We start from the raw sequence: 23,592 nt of genomic DNA on the forward strand, positions 1-23,592 counted from the left end.
TATCACTATTGCTTAATGTATTGTTATTACTATAAAAGCCGCCGGGATATTGACAAATATCATGTGTAAATAAGCCATTCTTTATTTACTTTTGCAGTTACAAATGAAAAAATTTCTTGTTATAGCGCTGATCATGCTGTATGGGGCTTCCAGTTCGGGAGTTACCTTTCAGTTGCATTATTGCTGCGGCAAGTTTAAGAATATTGAATGGACGCCGGTTAAGGATGATGGCTGCGGCAGCAAACACAGCATGGGCGAAAAGCCCTGCTGCGAATACAAGTCCGTTTCCTTTTCGGAAGATAAGGATTACGCCCGCGCTGCGTTGGCTGTAAAAGCATTTAAAGCCAGCGCAGCAACCATACCGGTTAGCCCGCTTGCCTGTTCCGGATCGGTTGTGTTTTCTCACCGTCTTTCCATTGCTCCTGCTGCGCAAATGTTGCAGCACCAACCCCCTTTATTTCTTCTCCATAGTGTGTTTAGAATTTGATTTTAAAAACAGAAGCACCGTTCCCTGTTTTTTAAATCAAAATACACTTTATGATAAAATTTTTTCAGTATACAGCTATCGCTGTACTTTCCCTGTTCCTTGTTTTTATTGCTGCCGCCCAAAATAATGGCAACGCTGAAACCGCTGCTTTTAAAGTAGCCGGCGCCTGCGGTATGTGCCAGCAGCGTATAGAAAAAGCGGCTCGTATTAAGGGTGTGCAATCCGCCAAATGGAATGTTAACACGCAAATGCTTACCCTTACTTACCAGCCATCGGCCGTGAGCCTTGAAAATATACATGCACGGATAGCCGCCGTTGGGCATGATACGGAATTGAAAAAAGCCACGGATAAAACCTATAATACTTTACCGGAATGTTGCCTTTACAGGGATATGGAAGCGGAAAGCGATAACACTGCTGCATTATCTCAGAGTAACGAACCTGCCATCACCGGCGTGGTGCTGGCAGAAGACAACAAAGGTAATTTTACCGCACTTGCGGGAGCAACCATTGCCTGGCTGAATACACATAAAGGCACTACCTCCGACAAGCATGGCGTATTTTCTTTGCCGGTTGATCAAAGGGGTTTGCTATTGGTGATCAGCTATACCGGTTACCGGTCCGATACCGTACAGGTAACAGATAACAATGCATTGCATGTTGTAATGGCATCTGATCAGCAGTTGAATACTATTACGGTAACGGCAAGACGAAAAAGCATGTTGGTGAACACATCTGATGCTTTTCGTACTACAACGATCACTTCTAAAGAATTAATGAAGGCGGCCTGCTGTAACCTTAGTGAAAGCTTTGAAACCAATCCATCGGTGGATGTATCCTACAGCGATGCCGTAACGGGCTCCAAACAGATACAGCTTTTGGGATTATCCGGTAACTATACCCAGCTAACTGTAGAAAATTTACCCGGTCCCCGTGGCATTGCCACCCCACTGGGTTTAAACAGCATTGCCGGCCCCTGGATCGAAAGCATTCAATTGAGCAAAGGAACAGGTTCTGTGGTAAATGGTTTTGAAAGTATTGCGGGGCAAATAAATGTAGAATTGAAAAAGCCGGAAAATACCGACAGGCTGTATGCAAATGGTTATGTAAACAGCATGGGCCGGTCGGATCTGAACCTTAACCTGTCGCAGCAGATCGGGAGCAAATGGTCGGCCGGCTTATTGCTGCATGATAATTTTTTATACAGTAAACCCGATTTCAATAAGGATGGCTTTCGTGACTTGCCCACGGGAAATTTATTCAGCGGTATAAACCGCTGGAAGTATGATGATAATAAGGGATTGGTGGTTCAGTTTGGCGTAAAAGTTTTAGCCGATGACAGGATTGGCGGTGAAACGGCTTATAATACGGGGGATAAATTTTCAACCGACCACTACGGTATGGGAATAAAAACAAACCGCTACGAAGGTTTTGCCAAGATCGGTTACGTATTCCCCGAAAAAAAGTACAAGAGCATCGGGCTACAGTTATCGGCTTTTAATCATAAGCAGGACGCGTATTTTGGATTAACGCCCTACGATGCGGAACAAAGTAACTTCTATTCCAATCTTATCTTCCAGAGCATTATTGGTAATACTGCGCATAAATACAGAACAGGATTGAGCTTCTCTGCCGACCGTTACAATGAGCTTTATCAAACACTGGCATTCAAAAGAAACGAAATTGTTCCCGGCGCTTTTTTTGAATATACGTACACGATGAATGAAAAGTTCAATGTGGTGGCAGGCATCCGTGCAGATCATAATAATTTATATGGATGGTTTGCTACACCGCGGCTCAACCTGCGGTATGAGCCTGTTGCAGGCACCATTATCAGGGCAAGTGCCGGACGGGGGCAACGTACCGCCAATATTTTTGCAGAGAATATGGGGGCGCTGTTGAGTGCGAGGATGATCAATATTATTACCGGTGTAGATGGAAAAGCTTATGGTTTAAACCCCGAAGTATCGTGGAACAAAGGCATAAGCGTTGACCAGCAATTCACCCTGTTTACAAGGGATGCTATGCTGAGCGTTGATTTTTTTAGAAACGACTTTACTAATCAGGTAGTGGCGGATATGGAAGACCCGCGCCAGTTGAAATTTTATAATTTAACAGGAAGATCTTATTCCAATAGCTTTCAGTCTGAGCTGAGTGTAATGCCTGCAGAGAAATTGGAGCTGCGTTTGGCATACCGGTGGTTCGATGTAAAAACAACCTACGGAAATGAGCTGCTGCAAAAGCCATTCACAGCCGAACACAGGGCCTTTGCCAACCTGGCTTATGCGTTGCAGGGCTGGAAGCTGGATTATACCATTAATTATGTAGGTGCAAAACGCATTCCGTCTACAGCAGCTAATCCGGTAGCATATCATATGCCTGTACAATCGCCGGATTATTTTACCATGAATGCGCAGGTGAGCAAATCACTGGGTAAAGCCAAAGCGCTGGAATTATACGTTGGCGGGGAAAATCTCACCAATTATTTTCAGAAGAACGTGATCATTGCAGCCGCGCAGCCTTTCGGCGATTATTTTGACGCTTCCATGATCTGGGGGCCGGTTAGCGGCCGTTTGCTATATGCTGGGTTCAGGTACAGGATCAAATAAAGTAATTACATCTTTTAAATGGTTGTATCATTTTATGAAAGTGAAAGGATACTTTGCCACAAAGTCGCTAACCTGCTGCCGGTAGGCAGGGGCACGAAGAAAACAAAACCAGAAGATCAGCGTTTTGTGTCTGGTGTCTTAGTGGCATATTCGGGACGCCGGTTCTGTATATTTGATAATGCTTGATTAAAGTCAATGGTATTTATTAATTCCGCTCAACACGCCGCGCATTATTCCATCGTAGCTTTACAGTACACAATTTTATTTTATGGCTCAATTGATCACAGGCATACATCATATTACAGCGATCGCATCCGGCGCTCAAAAGAATATTGATTTCTATCGTGGTGTTCTGGGGCTTCGGTTAGTAAAGCGAACTGTAAATTTTGACGCTCCGGAAGTATATCATTTTTATTATGGTGATGCAGCCGGCAATCCCGGCAGCATTCTTACTTTCTTCCCGTATGAAGGATTGGTAAGAGGAAGGCATGGTAAAGGAATGCTGAACACTACCACATTTTCGGTTCCGGTAGCATCGCTTGATTACTGGCTGGAACGTTTAAAAAAATACAATATTCCGTATAAATCCCCGCAGGAAAGATTTGAGCAGGAAATGGTGGTTTACTTTGAAGACGGGGATGGCTTGGGGCTGGAATTGATTTTTAATGATAAAGACAAAAGAACCGGTTATGCAAATGGAACTGTTCCGGAAGAATATGCCATAAAAGGGTTTTATAGTGCAGAAATATGGGAAGAAGGGTATGAAAGAACAGCGGGTTTGCTTACCGAACAATTGGATCATGTGCTCATAGCTGAAAAAGGGAACCGCTTTCGGTTTGCGGCTTCCAACAGTCCCGGGAATTATATTGATGTGGTTTGTTCACCCGATAGCATGAAAGGCCTTTCAGGGAGCGGTACCGTGCATCACCTCGCATTTGCCACGCCGGATAAAGAAACCCAGCTTGCGCTGCGTTTGAAGATCGTAAAACGGATGCTGAATCCTACGCCGGTATTAGACCGGAATTATTTTACGTCCATTTATTTCCGTGAACCGGGTGGTGTATTATTTGAAGTTGCCACCTCGGGCCCGGGTTTTGCTATAGATGAACCGGGAGTCCATTTGGGGGAAGCACTAAAACTGCCTGCGCAATTTGAATCCCACCGGAAGGAATTAGAAAAAATACTAATCCCCATAACTTTTAACGATGCCCTATACCAGTAATACACACAAAAAAAATATAGTAACTGCAGGCATTGGTATAGAAGAAGCCAAAAAAGCTTTGATCATGATACATGGACGCGGTGGCAGTGCGGATAACATCCTTTCCCTGTCTGATCATCTGCAGGTAAAAGACTTTGCATTGCTGGCGCCACAGGCAACAAACAACACCTGGTATCCTTTTTCTTTTATGGCGCCGCCACCACAAAATGAGCCCTGGCTGTCATCTGCAATATCACTCATAAAAGAAGTAGTGAATGATGTAACCGGGCAGGGTATTACCGCTGAAAATATATACTTTCTCGGATTTTCCCAGGGCGCTTGCTTAACACTGGAATTTGTAACGCGAAATGCCCAAAGATATGGAGGTGTGGTTGCTTTTACGGGAGGGCTGATCGGCGATAAAATCTACCCGGGAAATTATAGCGGTGATTTTGCCGGTACACCTGTTTTCATAGGAAGCAGCAATCCCGATCCCCACGTGCCCGTGGAAAGAGTATATGCAACCTCAAACATTTTAAAAACCATGCATGCTGCGGTTACTGAAAAAATATATAATAATATGGGGCACACGATCAACCAGGATGAAATTGATTTAGCCAATACGCTTGTTTTTAATGCGAAGATTTAAATTGCGGAATGGAAAAAAATAAACAACACTATGAGCATCTCGTCATTGGATTTGGAAAAGGCGGCAAAACCTTAGCGGCTTACTTAGCCAAACATGGCAAACAGGTTGCTTTGATTGAAAGATCGGAAAAGATGTATGGAGGCGGGTGCATCAATATCGCCTGCATTCCCACCAAATCATTTATAGTGAGTGCTGAAAATAACCTGCCCTATGAAAAAGCGTATGAAGTAAAAAATGAATTGACTGCTTTTCTGAGAAAGAAGAATTTTGATAATATTGATAAGCTGGAACTGGCTACTGTTATTACCGGCGATGCCGCTTTTGTTTCACCGCATGAAGTAAGTGTAAAATTGCACACCGGTAATGAAGAACTGCTTATTAGCGCTGATCGTATTTTTATCAATACCGGATCAGCACCTTTTGTACCATCCATACCGGGAATAACATCTTCCCAAAAAGTATTTACCAGCGCTTCACTAATGGAACAATCTGTTTTATTGAAGAAGCTGGTTATTATAGGTGGCGGATTTATAGGGCTGGAGTTTGCAGATATGTATGCCAAATTTGGTGCGGAAGTAACCTTATTGGATCATGGAGCAACTTTTTTACCCAAAGAAGATAAAGATATTGCTGATGAAATTTTTAAAGTGCTCACTGCTAAAAAAATCAATATCATTACCAGGGCATCAGTTCAAAAAGTTACAGATACCGGCAATGATACGGTTACTGTTCAATATAAAAATAAAGACGGACAGATCATTGAACAGGAGGCTTCAGCCGTGCTGGTAGCCACCGGAAGAAAACCCGTAACAGGAAGCTTAAACCTGGAAGCGGCAGGCATACAAACCGGTCAGCGGGGCTACGTAAAGGTTGATGCATTTTTAAAAACCAATGTTCCTCATATTTGGGCTGTTGGAGACGTTAATGGCGGGCCGCAATTCACTTATATATCTTAGATGATTTCAGGATCATCAGGGACCAGTTATTTGGCGGCGCCTATACTTCCGTATCGCAAAGAAAACCCTATGCCTTTTCGGTGTTCATTACACCGCAACTGGCGCATATTGGTTTACGCGAAAAGGAAGCTGTTGAAAAAGGTTATGCCATAAAAGTGGCTACACTTCCGGCATCGGCTATTCCCCGTGCACGTATATTAAATAATACAAAGGGCTTATTAAAAACCGTAGTGGACAGTAACAGCAATAAAATATTAGGCTGTACGCTTTTTTGTGCGGATGCTAATGAAATGATCAATACCGTTCAGATGGCAATGCACGCCGGATTAGACTACCGTGAGCTGAGAGATACGATTTTTACTCACCCTTCCATGACGGAAGCTTTTAATGATCTGTATGCTTTGATATAAACTTATGGCCTCAAAAAAGAAGCGGTTTATCTGCTTAACTATACTAAAACAATTTTATGAACAGATCATCTGCTATCCTCGTTATCATTTTATCTGCAGTATTATATGGGGCCTGTGAAAGCGATACTTCCCGCGATTCTGCGCCACATGCTGAGCCTCCTGCACGGATACACGGCTTTCAGCAGCCCGAAAGCGGAACTGTACCCGCTCAAAGCCCTGCCTTAACGGAGCGTGTAAATTTTGTGTCGGCTGCAAAAGCGGTTACTCCCGGTGTGGTGCACATTAAAACATCCTACAATAGCGCTTCGGGATCCGGCGATCCGTTTGAGCAGTTGTTTGGACGTTCCACCCCACGCAGTCAGCCTGTGGGCTCCGGTTCGGGCGTTATCATTGGTTCCGATGGTTATATTGCTACCAATAACCATGTTATTGAAAACGCGGAAACGATAACTGTAATATTCCCCGACAGGCGGGAGTTTATAGCGGAGCTGGTAGGCAGTGATCCTAATACGGACCTGGCTTTGCTTAAAGTAAAAGCCGCGGATCTGCCGGTAGTGAAATTTGGGAATTCTGATAATGTGGAAGTAGGAGAGGGTGTTTTGGCGGTGGGTTATCCTTACTCGCTTAATACTACCGTAACCGCCGGTATTGTGAGCGCGAAAGGCAGAAGCATCGGTATCATTAACCAGCCTGGCCGTGAAGCGTATCCGGGAACAACATCCCGGCAAACGAGTTCGGCTATCGAATCTTTTATACAAACAGACGCTGCTATCAATCCCGGCAACAGCGGCGGCGCCCTGGTAAATGTCAATGGAGAGCTCATTGGCATTAATACGGCTATTGCCTCTTTAACCGGTAGTTATGCAGGTTATGCATTTGCCATTCCGGTTAACCTGGCTAAAAAAATCCTGGAAGATCTAAAAGCATTCGGCACTGTAAAACGCGGTATACTCGGTGTGGCATTTCCCTCACCGTCTGCCGAAGACCAGTATTTCAGGCAGTTGGGACTTAGTCCCGGATCGGTGAAAGGGGTATTTATTACCGATATACAAAAGGGCAGCGCGGCAGCTTCCGCAGGTTTGGAAGAAGGTGATATTATCCAAAGCATAGACGGTGTGCAGCTATTTTCGTCTGCAGAATTTTCTGAAAGAGTGGCCAGGCATCGCCCGGGTGATAAAATTACGCTTACCTATTTGCGTGATGGAAAAACAGACAGCACATCCGTTATACTGAAAGGTGAAGAAGAATTGAAATCCTTAACCGACTCGGGGTCGCTTAAAGAAATATACAACAAGCTGGGCGCAACTTTTGCTCCGCTTTCCCCCGAGCTTAAGCAGCGCTTTAATATTAATTCCGGGGTAGTGGTAACCGAGGTGCGTGACGGCGGCTTTTTTGACCGCCTGGGTATACCGCCGGGTGTTATCATTACTTATATTAACGGGCGGACAGTTAATAATCCCAAAGACATAGATGACGCTTTAATAAAAGCTAAAAATAAAACAGTGCAGATACTCGGCATTGCACCGGATGGATCGAGAGTGGCCTTCAATTTTTCACTTGGCGCCTGATGAGAGATCCGGTATGGGTTAAAAATGATCGCTGATTAAACTAAGAAAGCATGTTTACGATAACAAGAATATACAGTGATACGAATGGCGACAGCCACTTTGAAGATATGGTGGTTCCGTTAAACGACTCGGGATCCATTGGTTTTCTTTCTGAAGCGCTGCCTGTACAAAATATTATTTTCAGGGAAGTATTACCTTCTTACGATTATGATTTCCATACGGCTCCGCAACGCCAGTATATTATTTTATTGGATGGCGAAATCGAAATAGAAACATCGGCAGGCGATAAAAGACAGTTTAAACCCGGTGAGATACTTTTAGTGGAAGACACCAGGGGGAAGGGGCACAAAACAAAAAACCTTACTCCCATACAACGGAAGTCTGTTTTTATAACGCTGCCTTAAATATCAGGCAGAGCAAAACATGCGTTATCTTGTAATCTTAAAAGCACCTTTTTTCGAAAGAAATTGAATCATTTGTACAAAATATATTATGAATACAAACTATAGCATTGCATCGGTTTTTATTTTTCCTCTGCTGGCAGGGTTGCTTTCGTGCGGGGGCGCAAATAAAAAGGCCGCCGGTGCGGCGGATGCTGTAAAAGATTACCCCGTAATTACGGTTGAGCCTCGTGCTACTACTTTAAGCAGCGATTATCCGGCTACCATTGAAGGACAGCAGAATATCGAAATACGTCCTAAAATTGATGGCTACATAGATAAGATTTATGTTGACGAAGGCACCCCAGTTAAAAGAGGGCAGATGCTTTTTAAAATTTTTGCTCCTCAGTACGAGCAGGAAGTGCGTACCGCGCAGGCCAATATCAAGATCGCGGAAGCTAATGTTAACGCTGCGGAAATGGAGGTTAATAAGGTAAGGCCGTTAGTAGACAAAAATATTATCAGCAGGTATGAATTAGAGTCGGCCGAATTCAGCCTCCAGTCGAGGCAGGCCGCGCTTGCACAGGCACAGGCTTCACTGGTGAATGCAAGAACCAATCTGAGTTATACAGTTGTTACCAGCCCGGTAAATGGTGTAATTGGCAACCTGCCTTACAAGATCGGCAGCCTGGTAAGCAGCAATACTGCATTACCGCTTACTACCGTTTCCAATATTAATAATATATACGCTTATTTTTCTATCAATGAAAAGCAGGCGCTGGAATTTGCTACTACCATTAAGGGCGCTACAGCCAGGGAAAGATTAAAAGCCATTCCGCCGGTTACGCTTATTTTGGCAACCGGAATGGTTTTCCCTGAGAAAGGGCATATTGAAACAGCCAGCGGGCTTATTAATACCGAAACCGGGTCGGTGCGGGTAAGGGCTACTTTCCCCAATCCCGGCAGCATGGTGCGCAGCGGCAGCAGTGGCATAGTAAGAATTCCTGCCAACCTGGATGCCGCTATCCTGGTGCCTCAGAAATCAACATACGAGATACAGGGAAAAAAATTCGTTTACCTGCTCGACAGCGCAGGAACAGTAAAAAGTGTTGAAATAAGGATCAGGCAAAATACAGGCGGACAGTATTTTGTTGTGGAAGAAGGGCTGAAGCCCGGTGATAAAATTATACTGGAAGGTGTGGCTACCCTGCGGGAAGGGGCGCCGGTAATTCCCAGGGAAGTGAGCGCCGACAGTGTTTTTAACAGGGGGAAGTGAATGGTGAGTGGTAAGTGGTAAGTGGTAAGTGGTAAGTGGTAAGTGGTAAGTAGTAAGTGGTAATGGTTATTAAAATTTGAAAAGAAAGTTATGTTTAACCGATTTATAGAACAACCTGTACTGTCAACTGTTATTTCAATACTCATTGTAATATTGGGGGTACTTGGTTTGAGTACCCTGCCTGTTTCACAATATCCGGAAATTGCCCCACCAACAGTTGTGGTTTCTACTTCTTACCAGGGCGCCAATGCAGATGTGGTGCTCAATAGTGTGGTCGTTCCGCTGGAGGAACAGATCAATGGCGTGGAGGGAATGACCTATATGACATCGTCGGCCGGAAATGACGGAACAGCGAGGATTACGGTTAATTTTAAATTGGGTATTGATCCCGACCTGGCGTCGGTAAATGTTCAAAACCGGGTTGCCCTGGCTACGCCGCTTTTGCCCCAGGAAGTAACACGCTCGGGCGTTATAACCCGCAAAAGCCAAAGCAGTAACCTTGTTATTTTTTCCCTGTACAGCGAAAATCCCGCCTATGATCAAACCTTTTTGCAGAATTATGCGGAAATCAACCTGGTACCCCTCATAAAACGGGTGTCTGGCGTAGGTGAAGCCACTGCATTTGGCCGGATGGATTATTCCATGCGCATTTGGTTAAAGCCTGATATAATGGCCAGCTACGGGCTGGTGCCTGCAGATATAAACATCATACTGGCGGAGCAAAATATTGAAGCCGCCCCAGGTCAGTTCGGTGAACAGGGTGATCAGTCTTTTCAGTATATTATTAAATACAAGGGACGTTTGAAGAATGCGGAAGAGTTCGGTGATATGATCATCCGGTCGGCGGGCGGCGGGCAAATACTCAAGCTTAAAGATGTGGCACGGATTGAACTGGGCGCTATGAGCTATGCCAGCACCACCACCACCAATGGTTTTCCTTCTGTTGGTGTGGCTATTAGCCAAACAGCAGGATCCAATGCAAGGGATGTTATAGCAGGCAGCTTAAAAGTGCTGGATGATGCTGCAGCGTCTTTTCCCGAAGGGATAAAATACGTTTACCTTGTAAATGCTAACGACTTCCTCGATGCATCCATTAGTAAAGTGGTTACCACGCTTATTGAAGCTTTTATTTTAGTGTTTATAGTGGTATTCCTTTTTCTCCAGGATTTCAGGTCAACGCTTATTCCCGCCATTGCGGTGCCGGTTGCTATAGTGGGCACCTTTTTCTTCCTGGGTCTTTTTGGATTCACCATCAACCTGCTTACCTTATTTGCCCTTGTATTGGCCATAGGCATTGTAGTGGATGATGCTATTGTGGTAGTTGAGGCGGTGCATGCCAAGCTTGATCAGGGCTATACATCGGCCCTTACGGCCACCAAAGACGCTATGGGTGAAATTACGGGAGCCATTATTTCCATAACGCTTGTAATGGCCGCCGTATTTGTGCCCGTAAGCTTCATTACCGGATCTGCCGGGGTCTTTTATAAACAGTTTGGTTTAACGCTGGCTATTGCCATTATTCTTTCTGCTGTTAATGCGTTAACGTTAAGCCCCGCATTATGTGCTATATTCCTCAAGCCACATAAAGACGACGGGCATAAGAAAAATATTTTACAACGGTTTTATGCCGCTTTCAATGCAGGTTTTGATGCTACAAAGAATAAGTACGAGAAATCAGTTTCATTTCTGATCAAAAGAAAATGGATCACATGGGTGGGGATAGCCGCTTTTTCGGGGTTGTTTTATTTACTCATGCAAACCACTCCCACAGCATTTGTTCCTAATGAAGATATGGGTTCCATCATGGCGGATATTGCTTTACCCCCCTCTGCATCTACCGAAAGAACGGCAGTGATAACGGATGAGGTGGAGCGACTGGCCAAAACCATACCTGAAATTGAAAATATTTTAAAGATCAATGGCAGGGGTATGATCAGCGGGGCCGGAAGCAACTATGGCATGGTGATTATGCGGTTAAAACCGTGGGCAGAACGTAAGGGAAAAGGGCAGGATGTGCAATCGCTCATTAGGCAAATGTTTGCCAAAACAAGCAATATCCGTGACGCACAGGTTGTGTTTTTTGCACCACCTACCTTGCAGGGTTTTGGTATCTCCGGCGGTTTTTCTTTTGAGCTCCAGGATCGCACGGGCCAAGATATCGCCAGCTTCTATAAAGTGAGTACAGATTTCCTGGCAGCGTTGAATCAAAGACCCGAAATTCAATATGCAACCACTTCTTTCAACCCCAATTTTCCGCAATACCAGGTAGATGTGAATGTGGCTAAGGCAAAAGAAGCCGGCTTGTCAACAAATGATATTCTTAATACGCTGCAAGGTTATTACGGAGGAGTATATGCTTCCAATTTCAACCAGTTTGGTAAACAATTCAGGGTAATGTACCAGGCCGAACCGGAATTCAGGGCTAACCCGGAAAGCCTAGGTAATGTATATGTCAGAAACAGTAACGGGGTTATGGCACCTATTACCGGTTTTATTACATTGGAAAAAGTATATGGGCCGCAATCCATATCCCGCTTCAATCTTTTTACATCCATGAGCGTTAACGGCTCCCCAAATGCGGGCTACAGCTCCGGTGATGCCATAACGGCCATAGAAGAAACGGCTGCACAAATATTGCCTGCGGGTTACGGCTATGAGTATTCGGGAATGACGAGGGAAGAATTATCGGCTGGCGGGCAAACGGTATTTATTTTTATGCTGGTGATTTTGTTTGTTTACCTGCTGCTCAGCGCCCAGTATGGAAGCTATATTTTGCCTTTTGCTATTTTATTGTCACTGCCTGTAGGACTTGCAGGTGCTTTCCTGTTTGCGAACCTCTTTGGTATCAGCAATAATATTTATCTCCAGATCACATTGATTATGCTGGTAGGACTGCTGGCAAAAAATGCCATCCTTATTGTAGAGTTTGCACTGGATCGGAGACGGCAGGGCATGCCGTTGGTTAAAGCGGCTATACAGGGAGCGGAAGCGCGCTTGCGGCCTATACTGATGACATCCTTTGCTTTTATTTTTGGGTTACTTCCATTAATGATGTCAACAGGCGCAGGCGCAACCGGCAATCGCTCCATAGGTACAGGTGCGGTAGGAGGTATGCTGATAGGAACAATACTGGGTGTATTTGTAATTCCTGTACTGTTTGTAGTATTCCAGTCTTTGCAGGAAAAAATAAGCGGCCCGCCAAAACCTCTAGCCCAACCCCAGCCTGTAGCTACGCATGGTGCATAAAAATATTTTCAGGTTTTTTAAAAAGGAGCATATGACCACAAAGTTTTTTAAATATATATTTTTTATAGTTACAACCACTTTGGCACTGGCCGCCTGTAAGGTAACGCAGCCTTATGAAACGCCGGAGCTGCAAACCACAAATCTTTACAGGGAGCAAAATACAGAAGATACGGCTACCATCGCGGGTCTGAAATGGACAGCGCTTTTTACGGATACCACATTGCAAAGACTTATTTCGGAGGGTGTTGCCGGCAATCCTGATCTGCAGATCGCCTACACCCGCATACAACAGGCGCGGGCATATTACGGCCAGAGCAAAGCTGCCCTTTTGCCTTCCTTTGATGCCAATGCGGGCTTTTCGGCATCCAAACTGTCGGAAGCTCAGGGTTTCGGGATCCGGAACAGCGCAACGCAGTATGAACTGGGTGTTTCTTCGGTTTGGGAAGCCGATATATGGGGTAAATTGAGGAGCAGCAAAAGGGCAGGTTTTGCCAGTTTGCTGCAAACGGAAGCGGCGGCAAGAGCGGTGCAAACGCGTTTGGTAGCAGATATCGCCACCTATTACTATTTGCTGATGGCCCTTGATCAGCAATTGGCCATAACGCAGCAAACGGTAAGCAACTGGGATATTACTGTTCAAACGATGCGCTTATTAAAAGAATCAGCGAGAGTAACCGAAGCTGCTGTAGTGCAAAGTGAAGCGCAACGGTATGCTGCTGAAGTAACCCTGCCCGACCTGGCACAAAGCATAAAAGAAACGGAGAATGCTTTAAGCATCCTGTTAGGATCAGCGCCTTCAGCCATTTACCGCGGTAACCTGGAAAATCAGCAGGCAGCATCATCTTTGCAAACGGGGGTGCCTGCACAGCTATTAGCCAACAGGCCCGATGTGCAGGAGGCGGAACTCAGCTTCAGGTATTATTTTGAACTGACCAATGTGGCCCGTACTTATTTTTATCCTTCTTTATCCATTACAGGTTCCGCAGGTCTTTCTGCGCTTTCATTGAGCAATTTATTTGATCCTGCTTCATTTGCGGCAAGCATCGGCGCCGGTTTAACACAACCCATTTTTAACCGGCGGGTCAATAAAACCCGGCTTGAAGTGGCTAAGGCGCAGCAGCAGGAGGCTTTACTGGGCTTCCGGAATACGCTGCTCAATGCCGGACGGGAAGTATCGGATGCCCTGTCGTTATACGAAACGGCATTGGAAAAAATAAATATCCGTTCCAAACAAATGACAGCGTTGCGCAATTCTGTTAACTACTCGCAGGAGCTTTTGGAAAACGGGTTTGCCAATTATACGGAAATTATAACGGCGCGTCAAAGCCTGCTGCAGGCCGAGCTGGGAGGAGTGAATGACCGCTTGCAGCAATTGCAGGCGGTGGTAAATCTTTACCGCTCACTGGGCGGAGGGTGGCAATAGACGGCTTTACAGGAATGATAAAAGGCTGAGGATAACCTGGAGCGTAATGAATGAATAAAAGCATCTGGTGCACTGTATTTTATAAAACGTCTGTTAGCGCTATAATTTGGTCCGCCTTCTTTGCTTTTCCATTTTATATTCTTCTGTTTTGTCTTTTGATTGAGGTGGAAAGTATTTCTTCTTGTCTCTGTTATTTTTTTTGATCAAAAATACGATCAATGCAATGGCTCCTGTAAGCACAATAATAATGGTGAGCATACTGTATACTGTTTTTGGGCACCACGCTTGAAAAAAAGCAATGTATGCCCACTCAAAGTAGTAAGTTCATTATTCATTTCAAGGTTATATTTTTATTACCAGTCGAAAAAATTGCGGGCGATAGTTTAATAAATAAAGAACAGGGTACCTGCCATTTGTGTGAGAAACCAATTATACATACCCATGCAGAAAATGCCGCAGATGCGCAGATTTAATCTGCGTATCTGCAGCTAAAAAACCAGGGTATATCCCGGGTTTTGCTGGTGTGCCAGCCTGGCTAATTTGGAATTAGCCCGTGAGGATCAATAACAAATTTCTTGGCAGCGCCTTTATCAAAATCCTTATATCCTTTTACAGATTCCGCCAGCGTGATTACTTCTACATTTACGGCATCTGCAATTTTTATCTTGTCATACAAAATAGCATTCATCAGCTTCCTGTGGTATTTCATTACAGGGCATTGACCCGTATGCAGGGAATGGGATTTAGCCCATCCCAAACCGATCCGTATACTTAAACTTCCCTTTTTTGCCGCTTCATCCACAGCTCCGGGGTCTCCCGTTACATACAGCCCGGGTATACCTAACTGCCCTCCGGCCCGGGTAATTTCCATAATTGAATTTAAAACGGTTGCCGGTTGTTCGGTATTGCTGTTATGCCCATGACCCTTAGCTTCAAAGCCAACACAATCAACTGCGGAATCCACTTCGGGCACGCCCGCAATCTGTTCAATTTGTTCTGCAAGCGTTGCATCTTTCTTCAGGTCAATCGTTTCGCAACCGAAACTTCTTGCTTGGGCAAGGCGTTCATCAATCATATCTCCAACAATTACCAATGCGGCTCCCAGCAGGTGACAGGAAGCTGCACATGCCAGGCCAACCGGGCCTGCGCCGGCTATATAAACAATAGAACCCGGGCCTACTCCCGCAGTTACTGCGCCGTGAAAGCCGGTAGGAAAAATATCAGACAGGAGGGTCAGGTCTTTGATCTTTGCCATTGCCTGGTCACTATCCGGAAATTTAAGCAGGTTGAAATCGGCATAGGGAACCATCACATATTCTGCCTGTCCGCCTACCCATCCTCCCATATCTACATAGCCATAGGCGGCACCGGCGCGTCCGGGATTTACATTTAAACAGATGCCGGTTTGCCCTGCCTTACAGTTGCGGCACCTTCCGCAGGCAATATTGAATGGTACGGAAACGAGGTCGCCTACCTTAATAAATTCAACATCCCTGCCTGCTTCAATCACTAAGCCCGTAATTTCATGCCCGAGGATCAGCCCCGCCGGTGCAGTAGTACGGCCGCGTACCATGTGCTGATCACTTCCGCATATATTGGTGGATACAATTTTAAGGATCACCCCGTGTTCGCATTTACGGTTGCCTAAAGCCAGTTTAGGGAACTCAATTTCTCTTACTTCAACTACTCCGGGTTTAACATAAGCAACGCCATGATTCTGACTCATAAAAATATTTTTTAAGATAAAAGAATTTCTATTGCATTTGTTCACCTGTTTTTTAAACCGGCTTACTGATTACAATACCCGCCCTGCGTTTTTAAAAGGCCGATGCACCTGCTTCGGCAACAGAATGATCCTGCACGCCCGAGCCTCCGCTAACACCAATAGCGCCAACCACTGTACCGTCCTTCTTAAGCGGAATACCACCCGCGAAAATCATTATCTTACCATCATTGGAGGCATGAATGCCGTAAAACTGTTGGCCAGGCTGAGCATTTTCGCCCAGGTCCTTTGTAGTAATATCGAATGCCCTGGAGGTAAAGGCTTTTTTAATAGATATGTCTATACTCCCCAGCCATGCGCCGTCCATACGTACATGTGCTATTAAGTTTCCTCCTGCATCCACCACTGCAATATTCATAGGCTGTCCTATCTGCACTGCCTTTTTTTCGGCGGCAGCAATAATTTCTTTTGCTTTTGATAATGTAATGCTCATAATGCTGTAGAATTTAATCACCTGAAAATATTTTCAAAGCTAATGAACCTGCCCTCCCGGTTTGTGAACGATCCTGCTTTAAAATAGAACTATCCTCCTGTTTACCGGGAGCCTTGTTTTTAATATAGTTTTTAAAAAATAAACGCTTTAACGGCCCATAGCAGAGTTAATGTTGTAAATTCATAGCACTTACTATACCTTTTGCAACAACTGCTGCCCACTCCTTTAAAAGGTTTGATCCAAAATGCTTTTTTATGGAACATATCTGTTTGTTACATCCCATCAATCTGAGCGATAATACGGTGCTGGAAAGCAGGGTAGAACATCGTCGTGTTTTTAACCTCAAACATTGCGAGCTCAATATTTTTGAGACCTGCCACCCCTGTTGCGATGTGTCATTGTCTCATAACGGACTGGTTATTTCAAGTATGATGAGAGGGAAAAAACGAATGTCTTTATCTTCAGAAACAGCATTCGATTTTTTGCCCGGGGAAACCATTATCCTTCCTGAAGGCGTTTCCATGAAAGTAGATTTCCCCGAAGCAGATGAAAAACATCCAGTGCAATGTATTACTTTGGTTTTGGAATGGGATATGGTATACCGGACATTGAATTTTTTAAATGAAGCCTATCCTAATAAAGAGCTGCCTTTTGAATGGAAGCTGAATTTTAGCCAGTATCATTTCAGGAATAACCGGGAACTGGCGCAAAGCCTTAATAAGCTTACCAGCATCAGCATGGAGGATAACATAGCAAAGGATGCATTGGCAGATCTGTCGCTTAAAATATTATTGCTTCGTGTTATACAAACGCAAAATCTTGCCGTTCCCGCTCCTGTTCAGAACCATAGATTTGCGCCGGTTATTCATTACATCAAAAAAAATTTATCGGAAAAGCTGAATATAAAAACGCTTGCACGGGAAGCCTGTATGAGTCAGTCCGCATTCTTTCATTCATTTCGTGAAAATTTCGGGATTAGTCCCCTTGAATATATACTTCATGAACGCATTAATCTTGCTAAAAATATTCTGGTGGATTCTGCCATAAGTATTTCGGAAGCCTGCTACCAGTCGGGGTTCAATAACCTGAACCACTTTATAAAACTATTTAAACGTATTGAAGGAATAACGCCAAAAGAATACCGTAACAGGTAAGGCGTAGCTTCTGCCGGGATCACTGAATACATGGATTGTTGTAACAATTCGTGTTTGGCATACATTTTACTGGTTATTTAACCTTCGTCATTTATAGTATAAGCCGGCCCGGGATGCTACGCTTTTTTAGGCTTATACATCTTCTTCCACAGCGATTCCGCTATCCAAAGCACTAACATGGCAATAGCGGCGCCCAGCAGGGTATCCAATACTCTTCCCTGCCTTGTTGCGGCTACATTAGCAGCATGTCCGATGGTAGAATTAGCTAATGCAAGCGGTGTAATGAAAATGAGTGCCAGCACATAATTGCGCGTTACTACCACTTCGGTTGCAAACTGCAGAACCATAATGATCAGAACCAGCAGGAAAGGGGAAGGAGGAATGAAAAGAATACATTCAAATAATATAATACCAAGAAGTGTTCCCAATACGCGCTGGATGGCTCTTACCGTTGTGAGCCGCCTGTCTTTAACCGCTTGTAATATAGCTACTGCTACGATCACCACCCAGTAAGCACGGTGCGCCTCAAGGGGCGTGGCTGCCAGTTCAGCTACAATAACCGCGGCAACAATGCGGGCGGTAATCACCTTTCCGGTTTTATCTAATCGAATGCGTAATGAAAGTGGTGAAAGCCCGGCTGCAGGATTACGCAGGAGCGGCAGGGCTTGCATGGCCATAACTACCAGGTAAGCAAGGATACTCCCAAAGGCAACGAGCATTGGAATGGTATAACCCGGAATGGCAGCCCCTCCCAAACTAACGGGGGCGGCTAAGTGACTGCTAACGGCGGCTACAAGTATAAACATGATGGGACCGGGCGGGCCAAGGCCGCTGCCCATCGTAAGGATACAGGCAAGCGCGGCTACTACTACAAGACAGGCCATGCTGAGCCATTCATTACCCGAACAAAGCACGCCCAGGGCCGATGCCACCACCAGCCCTGCTGCAACTAAGGGAAGCGCAAGCATGCGTTCGCGTGTGCTCCTGGCTGCACAATACAGCGCAGTGAAACCACCCAGTGACGCCATTAATCCGAGCGACTGGTTCCCGAGGAAAGTAAATAATGCAACCGGCAAACCCATAGCAGCTCCTGCCTGCACGCCAACGGCCCAGCGCCAGGGCCCCTCGTTGAGCGAGGTTACTTTTTGAGCCGGGTGGCCCATTCTTTTGATATGATGCCTCATGTTCTGTTTCTTCATTGTTCAACAGCTAAAGGGGAAGGTTGCCGCCGGGCCGATCATTTTACCGGCTTCATGATCCTCGTCTAACCGGTAAGGCTACAACATTTCTTGTAAAGACCGCGGGGCGTATTAAATAATAAATGAAATTACATAAATTAAAGAATGGTTATATTACCGGATAGCATATCATCGCTCAAATAAACATATGAACTGGTTACTTATTTTCGAAATTATTTACCTCATCATGCTGGTAGTAGTTTGCCTGCGTATTATTTATGATACCCGCAGCACCACCAAAACCTTAGCTTACCTGCTGCTCGCTATCTTTATTCCGTTTGGAGGCATGCTCTTCTATTTTTCTTTCGGCATTAACTACCGGAAAAGAAAAATGTACACTAAAAAGCTGATCGCTGATGACAGTATGTCGGCAAAATTAAAGGAGGATATCTACCGGTATTCAAAATATACATTTGATCAAAGCAGCGCCGATATGCAAAGCAGCAGGGAATTGGCCGTTATGCTGGTTAAAGACAGCCAGAGCCCGCTTACCGCTGGTAATGAGGTTAAGCTGCTGGTGAACGGGGAGCATAAGTTTCCTGAAGTGTTAAGCGCTATTCATCAGGCCAAACACCACATTCATATAGAATATTATATTTATGAAGATGATGAAATAGGAGCTGCAATAGCGGATGCATTAATTCAAAAAGCCGGAGAAGGAGTAACCGTTCGCTTTATATATGACGATTTTGGCAGCCGGTCCGTTAGAAAAAAGTTAATTCCCCGCTTACGGGCGGCGGGAGTAAGCGCTTTTCCTTTTTATAAAGTCATTTTTATAGCGCTGGCTAACCGGCTTAATTACCGCAATCACCGTAAAATTATAGTCATAGACGGGATCACCGCTTTTGTGGGCGGCATTAATGTGAGCGACAGGTACATCAACAATGCTGGGGGAGGCAATAAACTTTTCTGGCGCGATACGCATTTGCGGATTGACGGCCCCGGCGTGTATTACCTGCAGTATCTTTTTTTATGTGACTGGAATTTTTGCGCAAATGACAAGCTGCAGCCCGATGCCCTGTTTTTCCCACGTCCATCCTCCCCCGCTGTTAATGGCAATAAAGTAGTGCAGATAGCGGCAAGCGGCCCTGATTCGGATACACCTACCATTTTATTTTCGCTGCTTCAGGCCATTAACCTGGCAACGGAAGAAATACTGATCACCACACCTTATTTCATTCCGGGGGAAAGCCTGCTTGACGCACTGTCGGTGGCTGCGCTGGGAGGGGTTGCTGTAAAGCTCCTTGTGCCGGGCGTTTCAGATTCCGTGCTGGTAAATGCGGCTGCCCGATCGTATTACGATGACCTGCTGAAAGCCGGTGTTGAAATTTATTTATACAACAAGGGATTTGTTCATGCTAAAACACTGGTTGCCGACAGAAAGATCGCCATAGTTGGAACGGCGAATATGGATTACAGGAGCTTCGATCTGAACTTTGAAGTAAATGCAATTGTGTATGACAATGCAATTGCCGGTGAGCTGTCGGATATTTTCTACGAAGATATTTCAGCTGCCGGAAAAATTGATGCTGCGGCATGGGAAAATCGTCCCGCCTGGAAACAGTTGCTTGAAAAAACAGCGAGACTGGTATCGCCGTTGCTATAAAATTAATTCATGGCTTTTTTTGCCCTTCTGTCCTGCGCCGCTCCCCGCCGGAAATATTCATCTGCAGAAAAAAAACCGCTTCCCTTTATGGCAAATAAAATAAGCAGCAGCAGTGTAATAAGAGACAGGAAGAATTCAAATTTATTTTCGCCGATACTTCGCATATTCACGAAGATTACCGCCACAATAAGAACGGGGAGCTGAACGATGGCTGCTATTCTTGTAAAGAGTCCTATAAATATGAAAAAGCCGCATAGCAGGCCGAGATAGGTGATTACCAGTGCCAGCACGTTCGCATTGGCTGAAAAAACACCAACTCCCGTATGCTCAATCAACGTTTGGGCAATAGCAGTGTCGCGTATAAAATTGAAAGACTTCCAGAATAAGATCAAGCCCAATGCGATTCTCAGAATAATGAACACGCTGGGCTGCCTGCTGTTAACTTTTGCCGTTGCCGTATTAATCGTTTCACTCATAACTCAAAAATTATATTTAGTTGGATGAACATGTAGCGGTTCGTGTTACACGATCTGCCGCAATAATGCATATTTAAAATTACAGTATTACAGAATGAATTCCTAATCAATAAGGCAATGACGCTAAATTTTCCAGTGCTGATAATCAACCATTCAAAAAATACATCATTGGCAGGCCCAGAACCAGCTGTACCTGCTTGTTTCCTGGTGCTTCTTTCCGAATTCCGGGCTTTGGGTTTTATCAATCATTGGCAGTTTGCTTATCCTTAAAAACAGGAAGGTTCCAGTGGTAGCGGAGCGCTAAAAAGCGAAGGGTGAAACATAATATAATAGCAGTTAACGACACTACGGTATCGGGCCAACGAAAGTATGTTCCTGCTACTACCACTATAGTACCCACCAGGGCAGCGGAAGCGTATATCTCTTTTTGGAATATAACGGGAATACGGTTAAGCAGCACATCGCGCAGCACGCCACCCCCCACTGCTGTCATCATACCCAGCAGGATGGCTACTTCAGCATTATGACCGTACAAAAGCGCTTTGTGTGCGCCTGAAACGGCAAATAAGGATAAGCCCAGCGCATCAAACAGCAATACAGGCTGGTACAGCCTTTCCACAAGCGCATGCAGTCCTATGGTCATTAATGCGGCCAGCATGGCAGTCGCTAAATAGCGCCAGTCCGATAACCCAACCGGTGGAATAGCGCCTATGCACAGGTCGCGGATTATTCCGCCGCCACAGGCAACGGTAAATGCCACGGCAAAAATGCCAAACATATCCAGCTCCCTGTGTTTTGCCGCAACGGCGCCACTTATTGCAAATGCGAAAGTACCTGCCAGGTCGAGCAATTTGTAAAGTATTTCGTATTCAGGCATGAGGGATTTGAAATTTAAGAAACGCTAAGATATAAGATTGGATTCCTTTGGATTTTGTGATTTGTGGTTTATCGTTTTTGGTTTAGCTATTTTAATTGAGTGCTGAGATGGCATTTCACTGGTCTCAATACGTTAGTTGAAGCTATACCCTTTAGGGCAAGGCTTTAGCTGCTACAAATCTAACTAAATTTGGAGATGCAAAGACGCTCTTGGTTGCACTTCGCTTCGGATTTCGGATATATGCCTTCGGGCTTTCCTCCCTATGCCGTTCATCCCTGTAGAATCTCCCTTCCCATATTTATGTTTTAACCTCCTTTTCGTTTACTTTAGTATTGCAAAGCTCCCGGAGTTAAAAAAGGAACAATGAATTTAAAAAATGCTGCTATACTGGTTATAGACGATGATCAGGATGTGCTTACGGCGGTGCGGCTGCTGTTAAAAACAGAAGCCGCATCGGTAGTTACTGAAAAAAATCCCGAAAACCTGCGCTGGCTCTTAACAAAGCAACACTTTGACCTGATTATGCTGGATATGAACTTCAACAGTTCTATTAACACCGGTAATGAGGGATTATTCTGGTTGCGTAAAATAAAAGAGCTGGGGTCAGATGCAGCGGTAATTATGATTACCGCCTATGGCGATATTGACCTTGCGGTGCGTTCCTTAAAGGAAGGCGCCGCCGATTTTATGGTAAAGCCCTGGCATAACGAAAAGCTGGTTACTACCATAAAAGAAACGCTGAAGCAAAAGGGCGGGGCGCAAATAAAAAATTCGTCGCAGCTTCCCGGCGCAGTTACAGGTTCCGAATTAATAGGCAAGTCGGAAGTGATGCAGGATATTTTTTATAAGATCAATAAAATTGCCCCCACGGATGCCAATATTTTGATATTGGGAGAAAACGGAACAGGTAAGGATTTGATAGCGAAAGCCATTCATCAGCAATCTTTACGGGCAAACCAGGCATATATAAAAGTAGACGTTGGCGCTTTAACGGAGTCTTTATTTGAAAGTGAATTGTTCGGACATAAAAAAGGCGCTTTTACAGATGCTAAGGAAGATCGCCCCGGCCGTTTTGAGTCGGCCAACGGCGGCACATTGTTTTTAGATGAAATTGGTAATATATCGCTTCAGCAGCAGGCTAAACTATTATCAGTTCTGCAAAACCGGCAGGTAACACGCCTGGGGTCCAACCAGCCCGTTGCTGTAGATATCCGCCTTATTTGCGCCACCAATTTGCCGCTCAGTGAGCTGGCAAATGAAAACCGGTTCCGGAAAGACCTGGTATACCGTATCAATACAGTTGAAATAACGGTTCCGCCATTGCGTAGGCGGCAGGATGATATTATACTGCTGGTCAGGCATTTTGTGCAGGTATATGCATCCAAATATTTAAAGCCTTCCCTGGTATTACATGCATCGGCTGTTGAAAAGCTGAAGCAGTATCATTACCCGGGCAATGTGCGTGAGTTGCAATACACGATAGAGCGTGCTGTAATTATGTCGGACGGAGAAAGCCTGGAAGCCGCCGATCTTATCTTTTCGCCCATAGAATCAGGCGCTGCCGTTGCTCAGGAAGCGGATGAGCTGAACCTGAGCGCTATAGAAAAAAATGCCATCCTCCGGGTTATTGAAAAGCACAATGGTAATATTACCAAAGCGGCAAAGGAACTGGGCTTAACCAGAACCGCGTTGTACAGGAGGCTGAGCAAGTATGATATTTAAAAGAGGTTGCAGGTTTCAGGTTTCAGGGAAAGACTGTGTGCAACCTGTGCGTGCCTAAAATAGGTTGACATTTTTATAAATGTTCAAAAAGATCGAGC

Annotated in this window: 20 protein-coding genes; 14 read left to right on the forward strand and 6 right to left on the reverse strand. The window is 44.9% G+C overall.

Translation table 11 applies throughout. From position 1 onward, the window contains the following. The first annotated feature begins 103 nt into the window (after window positions 1–103). The 11 genes from PLE34_RS16690 to PLE34_RS16740 all read left to right on the forward strand — a co-directional run bounded on the left by PLE34_RS16690 (window position 104) and on the right by PLE34_RS16740 (window position 14,205). Window positions 104–487, forward strand: coding sequence for an HYC_CC_PP family protein (locus tag PLE34_RS16690; RefSeq protein ID WP_324558797.1), 384 nt, complete (start codon window positions 104–106; stop codon window positions 485–487). Window positions 488–537: 50 nt separating this feature from the next. Then, entirely contained in the window at window positions 538–3,096 is a 2,559-nt protein-coding gene (locus PLE34_RS16695) for a TonB-dependent receptor domain-containing protein (RefSeq protein ID WP_324558799.1), read from the forward strand. A gap of 268 nt (window positions 3,097–3,364) precedes the next feature. Continuing rightward, complete coding sequence (locus PLE34_RS16700) at window positions 3,365–4,318, forward strand: ring-cleaving dioxygenase (protein ID WP_324558800.1); 954 nt, start codon at window positions 3,365–3,367, stop codon at window positions 4,316–4,318. After that, on the forward strand, window positions 4,302–4,946 hold the full coding sequence (locus PLE34_RS16705) for an alpha/beta hydrolase (protein ID WP_324558802.1): 645 nt from the start codon (window positions 4,302–4,304) through the stop codon (window positions 4,944–4,946). Before PLE34_RS16700 ends, PLE34_RS16705 begins: the two co-directional genes overlap by 17 nt. A gap of 8 nt (window positions 4,947–4,954) precedes the next feature. After that, entirely contained in the window at window positions 4,955–5,902 is a 948-nt protein-coding gene (locus PLE34_RS16710; protein ID WP_324558804.1) for an FAD-dependent oxidoreductase, read from the forward strand. 80 nt (window positions 5,903–5,982) lie between these two features. Then, window positions 5,983–6,312 (forward strand): oxidoreductase dimerization domain-containing protein, encoded by a 330-nt coding sequence (locus PLE34_RS16715; protein ID WP_324558806.1) that lies wholly within the window; start codon window positions 5,983–5,985, stop codon window positions 6,310–6,312. Window positions 6,313–6,368: 56 nt separating this feature from the next. Beyond that, a complete protein-coding gene (locus PLE34_RS16720) occupies window positions 6,369–7,880 on the forward strand; it encodes a trypsin-like peptidase domain-containing protein (RefSeq protein WP_324558808.1) in 1,512 nt (503 codons plus the stop codon). Window positions 7,881–7,930: 50 nt separating this feature from the next. Continuing rightward, on the forward strand, window positions 7,931–8,284 hold the full coding sequence (locus PLE34_RS16725) for a cupin domain-containing protein (RefSeq protein WP_324558810.1): 354 nt from the start codon (window positions 7,931–7,933) through the stop codon (window positions 8,282–8,284). Between the two features lie 88 nt (window positions 8,285–8,372). Next, window positions 8,373–9,536, forward strand: coding sequence for an efflux RND transporter periplasmic adaptor subunit (locus tag PLE34_RS16730; RefSeq protein WP_324558811.1), 1,164 nt, complete (start codon window positions 8,373–8,375; stop codon window positions 9,534–9,536). A 90-nt stretch (window positions 9,537–9,626) separates the two neighbouring features. Continuing rightward, window positions 9,627–12,782 carry an efflux RND transporter permease subunit gene (locus PLE34_RS16735; RefSeq protein WP_324558813.1) on the forward strand — a complete coding sequence of 1,052 codons (3,156 nt, stop codon included), beginning with the start codon at window positions 9,627–9,629 and terminating at the stop codon, window positions 12,780–12,782. Window positions 12,783–12,813: 31 nt separating this feature from the next. Beyond that, window positions 12,814–14,205, forward strand: a complete 1,392-nt coding sequence (locus PLE34_RS16740; protein ID WP_324558815.1) for an efflux transporter outer membrane subunit — start codon at window positions 12,814–12,816, stop codon at window positions 14,203–14,205. Window positions 14,206–14,304: 99 nt separating this feature from the next. Here PLE34_RS16740 and PLE34_RS16745 read toward each other — a convergent pair whose 3' ends face one another. The 3 genes from PLE34_RS16745 to PLE34_RS16755 all read right to left on the reverse strand — a co-directional run bounded on the left by PLE34_RS16745 (window position 14,305) and on the right by PLE34_RS16755 (window position 16,421). Next, the gene (locus tag PLE34_RS16745; protein ID WP_324558817.1) at window positions 14,305–14,463 is read right to left on the reverse strand and encodes a hypothetical protein; all 159 of its coding nucleotides are present in this window, start codon (window positions 14,461–14,463) and stop codon (window positions 14,305–14,307) included. Between the two features lie 277 nt (window positions 14,464–14,740). Continuing rightward, complete coding sequence (fdhA, locus tag PLE34_RS16750) at window positions 14,741–15,931, reverse strand: formaldehyde dehydrogenase, glutathione-independent (RefSeq protein ID WP_324558819.1); 1,191 nt, start codon at window positions 15,929–15,931, stop codon at window positions 14,741–14,743. A 91-nt stretch (window positions 15,932–16,022) separates the two neighbouring features. Beyond that, window positions 16,023–16,421 (reverse strand): GlcG/HbpS family heme-binding protein, encoded by a 399-nt coding sequence (locus PLE34_RS16755; protein ID WP_324558821.1) that lies wholly within the window; start codon window positions 16,419–16,421, stop codon window positions 16,023–16,025. 254 nt (window positions 16,422–16,675) lie between these two features. Between PLE34_RS16755 and PLE34_RS16760 the strand changes: the two genes are divergently transcribed. Next, a complete protein-coding gene (locus PLE34_RS16760) occupies window positions 16,676–17,575 on the forward strand; it encodes a helix-turn-helix domain-containing protein (protein WP_324558823.1) in 900 nt (299 codons plus the stop codon). Between the two features lie 116 nt (window positions 17,576–17,691). Here PLE34_RS16760 and PLE34_RS16765 read toward each other — a convergent pair whose 3' ends face one another. Further along, a complete protein-coding gene (locus PLE34_RS16765) occupies window positions 17,692–18,774 on the reverse strand; it encodes an FUSC family protein (protein WP_324558825.1) in 1,083 nt (360 codons plus the stop codon). Window positions 18,775–18,961: 187 nt separating this feature from the next. Here PLE34_RS16765 and cls point away from each other — a divergent pair, with 187 nt between their 5' ends. Next, window positions 18,962–20,419: a cardiolipin synthase gene (cls, locus tag PLE34_RS16770; protein WP_324558826.1), complete on the forward strand. Its 1,458-nt coding sequence runs from the start codon at window positions 18,962–18,964 to the stop codon at window positions 20,417–20,419. A 2-nt stretch (window positions 20,420–20,421) separates the two neighbouring features. Here the strand turns inward: cls and PLE34_RS16775 are convergent, their stop codons facing one another. Both PLE34_RS16775 and PLE34_RS16780 read right to left on the reverse strand, forming a co-directional pair. Next, on the reverse strand, window positions 20,422–20,895 hold the full coding sequence (locus PLE34_RS16775; protein WP_324558828.1) for a DoxX family protein: 474 nt from the start codon (window positions 20,893–20,895) through the stop codon (window positions 20,422–20,424). Between the two features lie 241 nt (window positions 20,896–21,136). Beyond that, the gene (locus PLE34_RS16780) at window positions 21,137–21,772 is read right to left on the reverse strand and encodes a trimeric intracellular cation channel family protein (protein WP_324558830.1); all 636 of its coding nucleotides are present in this window, start codon (window positions 21,770–21,772) and stop codon (window positions 21,137–21,139) included. A 363-nt stretch (window positions 21,773–22,135) separates the two neighbouring features. On the opposite strand from PLE34_RS16780, the gene PLE34_RS16785 reads away from it, so the two are divergent. Further along, the gene (locus tag PLE34_RS16785) at window positions 22,136–23,494 is read left to right on the forward strand and encodes a sigma-54-dependent transcriptional regulator (protein WP_324558831.1); all 1,359 of its coding nucleotides are present in this window, start codon (window positions 22,136–22,138) and stop codon (window positions 23,492–23,494) included. Window positions 23,495–23,592 lie beyond the last annotated feature (98 nt).

Source organism: Agriterribacter sp., from assembly GCF_035445465.1.
Taxonomy (GTDB): domain Bacteria; phylum Bacteroidota; class Bacteroidia; order Chitinophagales; family Chitinophagaceae; genus Agriterribacter.